This window comes from Lysinibacillus sp. 54212 (assembly GCF_036662795.1).
GTDB lineage: Bacteria > Bacillota > Bacilli > Bacillales_A > Planococcaceae > Lysinibacillus_B.
This window is the reverse complement of record NZ_JBAFWZ010000001.1, coordinates 87418-99058: the sequence shown is the minus strand read 5'-3', so window position 1 is coordinate 99058 and position 11641 is coordinate 87418. Positions and strand designations below refer to the sequence as shown.

Genomic DNA, 11641 nt, shown 5'->3' with positions numbered 1-11641 from the left:
AAGAAGAAGCGACTCGGCCTCCGAATCGCTCACCTCATTACTTATTTGTTTTTTAATACTTCTGCTGCTACAACCGTTGGCATACCGAATAATTCGATGAAACCTACCGCTGAAGCATGGTTGAACTTATCATGTTTAGAGTAAGTTGCTAATTCTTCAGAGTATAAAGAGTTTGCAGATTTACGTCCTTCCACAATTGCATGACCTTTGTAAAGTTTCACGCGTACTGTTCCATTTACATACTTTTGTGTTTCTTTTAAGAATGCTTCTAGTGCTGTACGGATTGGGTTGAACCATAAACCGTTATAAATGATTTCAGATAATTTGTGCTCAATAATTGGTTTGAAATGAGCAAGCTCTTTTACAAGCGTAATATCTTCTAATTCTTTATGTGCAGTTAATAGAACTTTTGCACCTGGAATTTCGTACACTTCACGTGATTTGATACCAACTAAACGGTTTTCAACGTGGTCAATACGTCCAACGCCATGTGCACCAGCGATTTTATTTAACTCTTGGATTAAATCAGCTAATTTCATTTCTGTCCCATTTAAGGAAACTGGCTTCCCTTCAACGAACTCGATTTCAACATATTCTGCTTCGTTTGGTGCATTTTCTACAGAAACTGTTAAGCCGTAAGCTTCTTCTGGTGGTGCTACCCATGGATCTTCCATTACGCCCGCTTCGTTTGCACGACCCCATAGGTTTTGGTCGATTGAGAATGGAGAATCGATTGTTGCAGGGATTGGCACACCATGTTTTGCTGCGTATTCGATTTCTTCATCACGGCTCCAGCCCCACTCACGTACAGGAGCTAATACCTCTAAATTTGGATTTAATGCTTTAATCGAAACTTCGAAACGAACTTGGTCATTTCCTTTACCCGTACAGCCGTGCGCTACAGCGTCAGCATTTACTTCAGTTGCGATTTCTACTAGTTTTTTTGAGATTAATGGACGTGAAAGAGCTGATACTAAAGGATACTTTTGCTCATACCATGTGTGACCCTGTAAAGAAATCAATGCATAATCTTCAGCGAATTCATCCTTCGCATCTACCATGTACGATTCAACCGCACCTACTTGAAGTGCTTTGTTTTTGATGAACTCTAGGTCTTTTCCTTCACCCACGTCAAGACATACTGCGATTACGTCCCAACCTTGTTCTTTTAACCACGGAATTGCTACAGATGTATCAAGACCGCCTGAATATGCAAGTACTACTTTTTTGTTTGCCATGTCGTTTCCTGCCTCCGATGAATCATATGATGTATGTTTATACATATTATTAATAGTTTATACACGAATAGTAACATGGAATAAAAATAAATACAAGTGTATTTCTATAAAAAATTAGACTTTTTCAATAGATTGAAAAAGTCTAATTTTATCGCGTTTCGTATCTACTCGCTCATGTATTATTTTTTATTAAAAAAGCCACTTCCTAGCTTTTCAACAAGAGAGGGTGCGACTGCATAAAGTTTCGAAGATAATCCCATAATTCGGGGTAAATTTACTTCTCGCACCGGGCGATCGATTGTTTTCATTACTTCCTTTGCTACATATTCTGGCGTAATTAAAAATCGTTTTATCGATTCACGATAAGCATTCGTCGCATCTGCCTTTTGTAAAAATGGTGTATCAATAGGACCGGGATATATTCCTGTCACGTGAATGTTATAAGGAGCTAGCTCTAGCCTTAGTCCGTTTAAAAAACCTGTCACCGCATGCTTGCTTGCTGCATACACACTCGCCTTTCTTGTAGCCACCTTACCTGCCTGTGAACTAATAAAAATTAACTGTCCATGACCTTGTTCGATCAATTTAGGTGCTAAACGATTTGTTAAGTAAATAGGTGCCTTTACATTCACCTCTAGCATCATATCAATATTTTCATCAGTTAAATCAAAGGCGTTTGCAAAGACACCTGCTCCAGCGTTTAACACAACAACATCCAGAGGCGGCAGTTGGGAAACAACCCGGTCCATGTCTTCTACCTTTCTTAAATCCGCCTTGATTACATGGGCTCCCATACGTTGTAATGTCTCTAATGAGGAATTGTTTCTCCCTGTTGCATATACACTATAGCCATTCTCTATGCATAGCTCAGTGATTTTCAAGCCAATTCCACTTGTAGCTCCTGTGACAAATATTGTTTTTTTATTCATCTCTATGTATATCCTCCATTTCTACTAGGACTCGCTTTTCAACACTAATATAACATATTGAAACATTAGAAGTTTAATTTTCAAAATCATAAATAAGAGCCTTAGTATAACGGGAGTCTCCCATACACTAAGGCTCTTTTATTCCAAATAATTCTAACAAAGCATTTTTCGAATGCACTACATCTGCTAACGTATATTTATCAAGTACAGCTAAATATGCTTGTAATGCTTCATACAATGCATTTTTCAACTGACATTCTGGAGAGATCTTACATAAGTTATTTTCAGCATTAAAACATTCTACAATATGAAAATCTTCTTCTGTTTTTCGTACCACATCGCCGATGACAATTTCTTCTGGTACCATCGCAAGACGAATGCCACCACCTCGCCCACGAATTGTTTCAATGTAACCAAGTTGGCCAAGATCATATGTTACTTTCATCAAATGATTTTTAGAAATTTGATATGTGTCAGCTATTTCCTGAATTGTTGCTAAATGCTTTTCTCCACGAATACATAAATACATTAGAACGCGTAAAGAATAATCTGTATATACTGTTAAGCGCACTTCTGTCCACCAACCTTCTCTTTATTAGTATAGCATTGATTTCTCTGTCAACTACAAAATGTGTATTATTTTTAACATGTATTTTAAATACATGTTTTGTGAACGATTTGTTAAAGATGTATTTTATATATTGCTTTAAAATTTACGAGGATGTATATTTGCCATAGAAAGGACGTGACAATATGTTACAACAACAAACAATTGATATCATTAAGTCAACAGTTCCAGTATTAGAGGTTCATGGTTTAGAAATTACAAAAACATTCTACAAAAACATGCTAGGTGAAAATCCAACCTTATTAAACATCTTTAACCACGCAAATCAAGCAAAAGGTCGTCAACAAACAGCTTTAGCTAACACAGTTTATGCAGCAGCGAAGCATATAGACAATTTAGAGCCTATTGTTCCTGCTGTCATTCTTATCGCACATAAACACCGTAGCTTAGGCGTATTACCCGAGCATTATCCTATTGTTGGGGAACATTTACTGCGCGCAATTAAAGAGGTGCTAGGTGATGCAGCAACACCAGAAATCATTGATGCTTGGGCAGAGGCCTATGGTGTGATTGCTGATATTTTCATTCAAGTAGAGGAAGACTTGTATAAAGAAGCTGAGTCAAATGGCGGCTGGCGCTTCTTTAAAAAATTTAAAGTAACAAAAAAAGAACAAGAAAGCGAAAACGTATCTTCCTTTTATTTAGCACCTGTTGATGGCGAAAAATTACCGGAATATAAAGCAGGTCAATATATTGGCATTCGCGTTAAAATTCCAGGTGAAGAATATACTTTAAACCGTCAGTATACTGTTTCTCAGCCAAGCAACGAAAATGAATACCGTATTTCTGTTAAACGCGAAGACGATCACACGCCAATCGGTAAGGTTTCGAATTATTTACATCATGATGTGAATGTTGGTGACACGATTGAGGTGAGTGCACCTGCAGGAGTATTTACACTTGAAGAAGGCCAATCTCCTGTTCTATTTATTAGTGGCGGAATTGGTGTTACACCATTAAACACAATGCTACAAAGCATCGAGAACAATCGTCTGGTTGCATTTATTCAATGTGCTCGTAATAAGCAAGTGGTTGCATTAGGGGATGAAGTAACGAGAAAAATGGCTTCATTAAATGGAAAACACACATTCTTTTATTCAGACGAGGATGGCTATTTAACAAAGGAAAAAATTGCTCCGTTCCTACAACCAGGCGCCCATGTCTATATTTGTGGCCCAGTACCATTTATGGAATGTACAATTGCAGCTTTAAAGGACCTACAAGTCCCTGGGGAAAACATTCATTACGAGTTCTTCGGACCAGCTATGACTATTACAGCAAAATAATAATAATAAAAGCAGCAGCACCACGTTTTTCCATGATAAGCGCTGGAATATACGAAACGAAAGCATCTTCCCCGCTTTCGACCGAGGGGCTGGGTCTGACGCCGAAGCTAGACACTGCTCAAACTCTAAAAATTTATACTCTCTTCGAATATCAACACCCCTTGCGACACAAAAGCAAGGGGTGTTGATCATTCAATTTATACTTTTTGATAGAACTCGATATCTTCTCGTACAATTATTTGAGCCAGCTGATTATCCACTAAATAATCCAGCTGACCAAGTGTTTCTGAAAGCGTTAAACCAGGCTGCTTTTTGTAAATTTTCTCAAACAACATTTTCGTTACATCAAATACTGTTTTTGGTTCCTCTAGCATTTCACGTACTTTAAATGCCCTCTGCTTTTGCTTTTCCAGCCGGTCATTAATAAGTTCTGCACTATTATAAACCTCTCCTCCATGCCCTGTATACAGCTTTGACACTTGTAAATCCCTTAACTTTTTTAACGACGCATTATATTGAAGCAAAGATTTCGGGCGATCCCCAGCAAGTTCATTCGGTGGCTCTACAAGTGGATTAGAGGATACTCCCTCTAATAATAAATCCCCACCAATACCTTCATTCGAGCCTTCCTCAACAAAAATTAAATGACTTTGTGCATGCCCTGGTGTTTCATATACTTTTAGCTTATGATGACCTGGAACTTCGTCGCCCTCTGCTAAAAAGCCTGTCAACGGACGTGTGCCAAATAGCTCCATCTCCCCTCTAACTTCAACAATGTCCTGTATAATCTGCTTAGGAACTCCTTCACGCTCTAGTTCATGAATATAAAAAGCATTTCGATATGAAATAAAATCTTCTGCCTGGCGCATCCAGTAATCAACATATCGGTGCCCAAGTACTTCAGCATGTGGAAATGCATCTACCCATCCAGCATGATCCGGATGATGATGAGTCAACACTACCTGTTCTATATCCTTCATCTCGTAGCCCGCCGAACGAATTCCCCATTTTAGTGCCTCGTAAGCCTCCTCTGTTTTTGGTCCAGCATCAAATAGTGTTAACGCATCCCCTTTCACTAAAAATGCATTCACATCCCCCACTGGATACGGTGTTGGAATGATAATTTTGTGTACTTGCATTGAAAACAACCCCTTATTTTATTGAAAATGAATGATTATTCATTCTATTTTACACTTTTTTTCTTAATTCGTCACGGTAAAGGTTGACACTTGAGTATGCTACTTATATAATTTTGGATAATTCTAAATTTATGCGTAGACGAAGACAAGTACATTGATTGATGACTTAAGAGAGTACTGCATTTGGTGAAAGCAGTATAGTCCGCTCAGTTTATCGAACCTACTTCCGAGCTGTTATGACAACATAACCGTACCCTTTGCGATAAAAAGGCTAAAAGTTGCACGATAATCGTGAACTAAGGTGGTACCGCGGAAACTATAGTGTTTTCGTCCTTATTTTGAGGACGAGAGCGCTTTTTTTATTTTTAAGGAGGCATTTTATGCAAAAGGTTGTTTTTTTAGGCGCTGGTTCAATGGCGGAAGCTTTAATTGGAGGTTGGATTGAGAAATCCTGTGTTCTTCCAGAGCAAATTTATGTGACAAATCGTTCAGACCAGGAGCGTTTACAATATTTAAATAATAAATATGGCGTAAAAATTTTATCAAGTCTATCTCATATTCAGGATGCAGATTTACTTATACTAGCAATGAAACCTAAAGATGTGCAGACTGCAATGGAATCTCTTCAGCCATATATTTCAAAGGATACTGCTATTTTATCGGTGCTAGCAGGCATTGCTATCGAAACGATTGGGCAGGGATTAGGCAACCGCCCAATTGCTCGAGTCATGCCAAATACTTCTGCTACAATTGGAATGTCAGCAAGTGGTATTTCCTTTAATGAGCGAGTAAGCGATAAACAAAAGCAAGATTATATAAAGATGCTTGATGCGATTGGGCTAGTTATTGAAGTAGACGAGGATCAGCTTCACGCTGTAACAGCACTTTCAGGTAGTGGTCCAGCCTACCTTTATTATTTAATAGAAGCTTTTGAAAAAGCCGGGACGGAATTCGGCCTTACGAAGGAAGTTGTTCGTCAACTAATGGTGCAAACGATTGCGGGATCAGCTGCTATGCTACAAGCAATTAACGAAGAGCCTGATGAGCTTCGACGGAAAGTTACAAGTCCAGGTGGCACAACGGAGGCTGGCATTCGAGCGCTAGAGGAAAATCACTTTAATGAAACAATTAGTGCCTGCGTTAAAAGTGCAGAGGCACGCTCTCGAGAATTAGCTAAAGGCATTTAAATTAAGGAAAGGAGCCTTTCTATGGCCAAATTATTTGAACCCTATCAACTCCAGTCTATTCTATTAAAAAATCGAATCGTAATGGCACCAATGTGCATGTATGAGGCAAAGGACGATGGATTCGTTCAGCCATTCCATATCATTCATTATACTTCACGTGCAATGGGTCAGGTTGGATTAGTACTGCTCGAGGCTACAGGAATCGTACCTGAAGGACGTATATCAAATCGCGATCTCGGTATTTGGAGTGATGCACATATTGAAGGCCTTTCAGAGCTAGTCGGGCAAATGAAGGCCTTCAACGCCAAAACTGGCATACAGCTTGCACATGCTGGACGAAAAGCTACAGTAGAAGGACCTACATATGCCCCTTCTGCCATTGCCTTCGATGAAACGTATAACACACCAACTGAAATGACAACGGAGGATATTGCATATGTTGTGGAGGCCTTTAAACAAGGTGCAATTCGCGCTAAGAAAGCCGGATTTGATGTACTTGAAATTCACGGTGCACATGGCTACTTAATTAGCGAATTCTTATCTCCACTAACAAATAAACGACAGGATGAATACGGTGGAAGTCCTGAAAATCGTTATCGACTGTTACGTGAGGTAATTGACGCGGTTCGTTCGATTTGGGAAGGTCCCCTACTTGTTCGTGTTTCTGCAAAGGACTACCGTGATGGCGGATTAGAGCCTGAGGATTATGTAATTTTCGCACGCTGGATGGCAGCACAGAACGTTGATTTAATTGACGTTTCCTCTGGTGGTGTCGTACCAGCGACGATTGAGGCATATCCACTGTATCAAGTCCCTTTTTCAGAGACAGTAAAGATATCAGGAATCCCTACTGGTACTGTTGGCTTGATTACAACCGGATTAGAGGCCGAGCGTATTTTACAGGAAAACAAAGCGGATTTGATTTTTATCGGACGCGAGCTATTACGTGATCCATATTTCCCTTACCGCGCTGCAATGCAATTAGGGATAGAAATTGAAACGCCAAGCCCAACGTATAAGAGAGCCTGGTAACCTTAGGAGGCTATTTGGATGAAAGGCTATGTTGCGATTGTTTTATTGTTATTGTTAGTAGGCTGAAAGCAAAATGATAAACAAGAAACATCTTCTATATATAATGAGGAGCAGCGTACACCGACAATGAAGACATCAGCTCCTAACCTTTCTTCTGAAAAGATTTTTTACTATCGTAGTATTCAAGAAGGGATCGCAATTGAGCCCTTCTTTGAAAACAAAATGAACGAAACAATTCAAACGTTAATTCATAACGAATCATACGTTCGCCCAGTTTACGGTCATGTGTTTACAGTAAAAAATGAAGCTGAACTGAAAGCGATTCTTATCGAAAATCTTCAGCAATTCGATATGCGTATGGCCATTTTATATAAGGGAAATGAAGAAAAACCTGATCAACTATTCGATCGTGTAATGAACGACATCGTACAGCAAGAGGATTTTATTGCTGGTACCTTGCTGCAATTTAACTTGCACTTTGAACAAGTAGAAGATGCTGTTTTATTTGATATGAGTTCATTGTTCACAACAAATAAAATTGAAATGGCTTCGATTAACTAGGCTAAAAAGGAAGTACTTGAAAGTCTAGATAGACAAGCTAAATCTGAGGCTGAGATTGTCGAAAGGATTCATAGCGCTGTGATCAATGGTATGGAATATAATTTCGATGAAGAACTTCTGACGAATCATTCCCCTTCTGGCTTCTTTTTATATGGAAAAGGCGTTTGTCAGGCCTAAGCAATGGCCATGTATATGCTTTTAACCCAGGCTGGTATTGAAACACGCTGTATTGTTGGCGATTTAATTGAGGACATAGCCGATACAAGGCTCCATGCTTGGAATTTGGTCAAGGTGGACGGAATGTGGCGACATATTGATGCAACAAATAACGACCTTGGTAATCAGCATGAAGACCAAGTTAGCAAAGAATTTTACATGTTAACCGATGAAGAAATCGGCTTCACTCATATTTGGAATCCAGAATATTATCCAAAGGCGGAATAGGAGCTATATAAATATACTCATTATATAAAGGGATAGGTATATTTAAAAGTCTATCTCTTTTTTTTAATAAAAAGCAAACGAGGATTTATGCACTTTGCATAAAATCCTCTCATTATAATTATAGGACCCCTGCCTTCATACGTTTGACAATCGAGTATGTAGTATAGATTGCCATTGGTGCTAAAACAGCAAGTAAGATTAGCCAAAAGTTTAATGCTCCTGCTTCTTTTAAACCACCAAAGTTTGTTACTATATAAATAATAACGCCGAACAATAATAAGTAGCTAAGTACATTCGGAAAAATTACGAGCAATCTCAAGACAGCTGGATTCATTTTTGGTTGATTCATATGTTCATCCCCTTTCTATGTAATTATAACTCGCTTAAGGCAAAAATTGCTACAAGTGGTTCTATTAAAAATAGCATTATCGAACATTCCGTAAACAAAAAAGCATACCCTCGTTTGGATACACTTTTTGTTATCAATGACCCTATCATTTGCTAACATTAATCAAACTATCAATTCCAATAATATCTTGAACTTCTTTCCCATCCTCTACTCTACTAACGATAAATTTTTCACCCCTGAAAAGCTCTTTAATTTTAGCTCCATTACTATTTTTAGCATAGAATAAAAATTGAGTTTCATATGCAACAGTAAACTCTTCATAATCGATATTAGAAATAGTCGATTTCGAGAAATAACCAGATGCCCCATCATATTCATTAATTATTTCTTCCAAATTATCAATTAAATACACATTAAAATGTTTGATTTTTTTATTCGATTTCCATTCAAAGACAATGCTCACTTCATAAAAATCTTTTCTTTCGATATTATTCAGCTCGTATTTTTTGATCATGGATTTATATTCTTTTTGCGAAATTTGCTCGAAGGATCCCGAAAGTGAATAGTCAGAGCTTGAACAGCCGGCACAAAGTAGGATTACCAATATCAGCCACTTTTTCATCTATGTCCTCCATTATAAGAGTCCTTAGTATAGACATATTTATTAGACCATGAAATCATTCATTGATAAGAGAAATAATACTTCAATTGTCATCCCTCAAATCATCTAAAAAATCCTTACTAAAACTGGTGTTTGCATGATATTTCCCAGCCCTTTTTCCTTTTACACCGCGCTTAATGATGCCCTCACCAAATTTTCGCTCTAGCTTGTGCATCACATCGATAATTGGCTCTTCCTTCACATGCTCTTCAAAATTAAAAATTGATAATTGCTCTGTGCTATCTATTTTGTCGATGACATTGCCAACTGTTACACCTAATAACCTCACTGGTTTTTCCTTCCAATGCTCTAAAAATAAATCCCAGGCAATTTCAAAAATCTGAGCACTCTCATCGATGCCATTTTGAATTCTTTTGCTGTTCGTTTGGTTTTTCCAATCGCCATACTTTATTTGGATACCGACTGTTGTACCGACTAACCCCTTTGCCTTTAATCGGTCACTTACCTTTTCAGCTAACGTGAAAATAATATCTCGTAATTCATGGCTCTCAGACACATCATGTGGCAGCGTCGTTGAATTGCCAACACTTTTCGTATCATAAATGGAATCAGGATTAACCTCTCTTTTGTCCTCACCGTTCGCCTTTTCAACTAAACGAGGCCCATTAATCCCAAAAAGTTTATGCATCGTATGTTGATCAGCTTTTGCTAAATCCCCAATCGTTGCGATGTTTAAGCTCTTTAGCTTTTCTGCCGTTTTTCTACCTACACCGTGCATCTCGATCACATCTAATGGCCATAGGATATCTTGTATATCACGTTTTCGAATCACAGTAATACCAAGCGGCTTTTTATAATTTGATGCCATTTTTGCTAGAAACTTATTTGGAGCAACACCTATTGAACACGGAAGCCCAAGCTCGTTTAAGATTCGATTTTGAATTTCTTGAACTGTTTCTAACGGGTGTTTTCCATTGTCAAGCACACTAATATCTACATAGCTTTCATCGATAGAAACGGGCTCAACGAGTGGGGTAAATTCCTTTAGTAAATTAAAGAACTTTTTGGATGCATCTCGGTACCGGTCAAAATTTGGTGACATCACAATGAGCTCCGGACATACCTTTAAGGCATCGGACACCCGTTGTGTTGTGAAAACACCCTTTGCCCGCGCCTCGTAGCTGCACGTGATAATGATGCCTCGACGTTCCTTCGGGTTTCCTGCTATGGCAACAGGCTTTCCCTTTAGCTCTGGGGAGTAGATTTGCTCAACAGACGCATAGAAACTATTCATATCAATATGTAAAATGATGCGAGCGCTCTTAGTCATGCATTCTTCCCCCCTTTAATCAATGAACGAATCTTATCACAACCCTCGCACCATTCACACCATATTTTTCTTATGATACGATAAAATTAAATAGAATACACGACGTATACATAAGATATAAGATTACATCTTTCAGTAGATCCTACTAGTAAGGGGTGCAATGGAATGACCTTATTAACTATAGATACTTTTCATACAGGCTTTGAATTATTTCAATCGATTCACATTGGCTGGTTAATCCTTGTTCTCGGTATACTTTTACTATTAACGCCCCGCTATAAAAAAGCTTCCAACGAATTAAAATTTAAATATAAAATGACGATTTTTCTTTCACTTCTACTATTAGAAAGCATTAAGCAAATTGAAGCACTAATAACAGGTAGCTATACTATTTACACTTTGCCACTTCATTTATGTGGGCTTGGTATGTTTGTGATTGGACTCCAAATCTATAAGCCGAGCCCATTTATTCAAGAGGTACTATTTTCTATTACGCTCCCAGGAACATTATCGGCACTTATTTTTCCAGGTTGGGCAATCGAGCCGGTCTTTAGTTACTTGCATTTTCATGGCTTTTTGTTTCATGCTCTCTTGCTTTACTATTGTATTTTTTTATTAGCCTCATCGGAAATCAAGCCGCGCTGGTGGAATATTCGTTACGGCATTTATTTTTTACTTATGGTCGTACCACCGACATATGTATTAAATAAGCTTGCGAACACAAATTTTATGTTTATCAATTGGCCAGCACCAGATTCTCCACTTGAGCTGCTAGAAACGTGGCTAGGCAACCCTGGTTATATTTTAGGATTAGTCTTACTTGTTCTAGTTCTATGGAATATTCAGTATAGCCTGTTCTTTGCCATAAAAAAATGCTTCGTTATAAAATAAAGCCA

Annotated in this window: 13 protein-coding genes and 1 other annotated feature; of the genes, 6 read left to right on the top strand and 7 right to left on the bottom strand. The window is 38.2% G+C overall.

Annotated elements, in window-relative coordinates:
* Positions 1-41: 41 nt before the first annotated feature.
* The 3 genes from V4T18_RS00540 to V4T18_RS00530 form a co-directional block, all read right to left on the bottom strand.
* Entirely contained in the window at positions 42-1238 is a 1197-nt protein-coding gene (locus V4T18_RS00540) for an argininosuccinate synthase (protein WP_332645375.1), read from the bottom strand.
* A 179-nt stretch (positions 1239-1417) separates the two neighbouring features.
* A complete protein-coding gene (locus V4T18_RS00535; protein ID WP_332645373.1) occupies positions 1418-2167 on the bottom strand; it encodes an SDR family NAD(P)-dependent oxidoreductase in 750 nt (249 codons plus the stop codon).
* 127 nt (positions 2168-2294) lie between these two features.
* Positions 2295-2738, bottom strand: coding sequence for an Rrf2 family transcriptional regulator (locus V4T18_RS00530; RefSeq protein ID WP_332645371.1), 444 nt, complete (start codon positions 2736-2738; stop codon positions 2295-2297).
* A 182-nt stretch (positions 2739-2920) separates the two neighbouring features.
* Between V4T18_RS00530 and hmpA the strand changes: the two genes are divergently transcribed.
* The gene (gene hmpA, locus V4T18_RS00525) at positions 2921-4081 is read left to right on the top strand and encodes an NO-inducible flavohemoprotein (RefSeq protein WP_332645369.1); all 1161 of its coding nucleotides are present in this window, start codon (positions 2921-2923) and stop codon (positions 4079-4081) included.
* A gap of 197 nt (positions 4082-4278) precedes the next feature.
* Here the strand turns inward: hmpA and V4T18_RS00520 are convergent, their stop codons facing one another.
* Positions 4279-5220, bottom strand: coding sequence for an MBL fold metallo-hydrolase (locus tag V4T18_RS00520; protein WP_332645367.1), 942 nt, complete (start codon positions 5218-5220; stop codon positions 4279-4281).
* 127 nt (positions 5221-5347) lie between these two features.
* Positions 5348-5558 (top strand) — a binding site (T-box leader).
* Between the two features lie 42 nt (positions 5559-5600).
* Between V4T18_RS00520 and proC the strand changes: the two genes are divergently transcribed.
* The 4 genes from proC to V4T18_RS00500 all read left to right on the top strand — a co-directional run bounded on the left by proC (position 5601) and on the right by V4T18_RS00500 (position 8444).
* Complete coding sequence (gene proC / locus V4T18_RS00515; protein ID WP_332645365.1) at positions 5601-6407, top strand: pyrroline-5-carboxylate reductase; 807 nt, start codon at positions 5601-5603, stop codon at positions 6405-6407.
* 21 nt (positions 6408-6428) lie between these two features.
* Entirely contained in the window at positions 6429-7439 is a 1011-nt protein-coding gene (gene namA / locus V4T18_RS00510) for an NADPH dehydrogenase NamA (RefSeq protein ID WP_332645362.1), read from the top strand.
* Between the two features lie 126 nt (positions 7440-7565).
* Positions 7566-8000, top strand: a complete 435-nt coding sequence (locus V4T18_RS00505; protein ID WP_332645360.1) for a hypothetical protein — start codon at positions 7566-7568, stop codon at positions 7998-8000.
* 192 nt (positions 8001-8192) lie between these two features.
* A complete protein-coding gene (locus V4T18_RS00500) occupies positions 8193-8444 on the top strand; it encodes a hypothetical protein (protein ID WP_442916881.1) in 252 nt (83 codons plus the stop codon).
* A gap of 118 nt (positions 8445-8562) precedes the next feature.
* On the opposite strand, the gene V4T18_RS00495 is transcribed toward V4T18_RS00500, so the two are convergent.
* From V4T18_RS00495 to V4T18_RS00485, 3 genes are all read right to left on the bottom strand, one after another.
* A complete protein-coding gene (locus V4T18_RS00495) occupies positions 8563-8793 on the bottom strand; it encodes an acyl-phosphate glycerol 3-phosphate acyltransferase (protein ID WP_332645355.1) in 231 nt (76 codons plus the stop codon).
* 145 nt (positions 8794-8938) lie between these two features.
* Positions 8939-9415 carry a hypothetical protein gene (locus V4T18_RS00490; RefSeq protein ID WP_332645354.1) on the bottom strand — a complete coding sequence of 159 codons (477 nt, stop codon included), beginning with the start codon at positions 9413-9415 and terminating at the stop codon, positions 8939-8941.
* A gap of 82 nt (positions 9416-9497) precedes the next feature.
* Complete coding sequence (locus V4T18_RS00485; protein ID WP_332645352.1) at positions 9498-10745, bottom strand: DNA polymerase IV; 1248 nt, start codon at positions 10743-10745, stop codon at positions 9498-9500.
* 165 nt (positions 10746-10910) lie between these two features.
* Between V4T18_RS00485 and V4T18_RS00480 the strand changes: the two genes are divergently transcribed.
* The gene (locus V4T18_RS00480; RefSeq protein ID WP_332645351.1) at positions 10911-11636 is read left to right on the top strand and encodes a YwaF family protein; all 726 of its coding nucleotides are present in this window, start codon (positions 10911-10913) and stop codon (positions 11634-11636) included.
* The last annotated feature ends 5 nt before the right edge of the window (positions 11637-11641 follow it).

Coding starts and splice junctions, on each gene's coding strand:
- V4T18_RS00540 (WP_332645375.1), bottom strand. CDS start 1,238: ATGGCAAACAAAAAAGTAGTACTTGCATATTCAGGCGGTCTTGATACA.
- V4T18_RS00535 (WP_332645373.1), bottom strand. CDS start 2,167: ATGAATAAAAAAACAATATTTGTCACAGGAGCTACAAGTGGAATTGGC.
- hmpA (WP_332645369.1), top strand. CDS start 2,921: ATGTTACAACAACAAACAATTGATATCATTAAGTCAACAGTTCCAGTA.
- V4T18_RS00520 (WP_332645367.1), bottom strand. CDS start 5,220: ATGCAAGTACACAAAATTATCATTCCAACACCGTATCCAGTGGGGGAT.
- proC (WP_332645365.1), top strand. CDS start 5,601: ATGCAAAAGGTTGTTTTTTTAGGCGCTGGTTCAATGGCGGAAGCTTTA.
- namA (WP_332645362.1), top strand. CDS start 6,429: ATGGCCAAATTATTTGAACCCTATCAACTCCAGTCTATTCTATTAAAA.
- V4T18_RS00505 (WP_332645360.1), top strand. CDS start 7,566: ATGAAGACATCAGCTCCTAACCTTTCTTCTGAAAAGATTTTTTACTAT.
- V4T18_RS00500 (WP_442916881.1), top strand. CDS start 8,193: ATGCTTTTAACCCAGGCTGGTATTGAAACACGCTGTATTGTTGGCGAT.
- V4T18_RS00495 (WP_332645355.1), bottom strand. CDS start 8,793: ATGAATCAACCAAAAATGAATCCAGCTGTCTTGAGATTGCTCGTAATT.
- V4T18_RS00490 (WP_332645354.1), bottom strand. CDS start 9,415: ATGAAAAAGTGGCTGATATTGGTAATCCTACTTTGTGCCGGCTGTTCA.
- V4T18_RS00485 (WP_332645352.1), bottom strand. CDS start 10,745: ATGACTAAGAGCGCTCGCATCATTTTACATATTGATATGAATAGTTTC.
- V4T18_RS00480 (WP_332645351.1), top strand. CDS start 10,911: ATGACCTTATTAACTATAGATACTTTTCATACAGGCTTTGAATTATTT.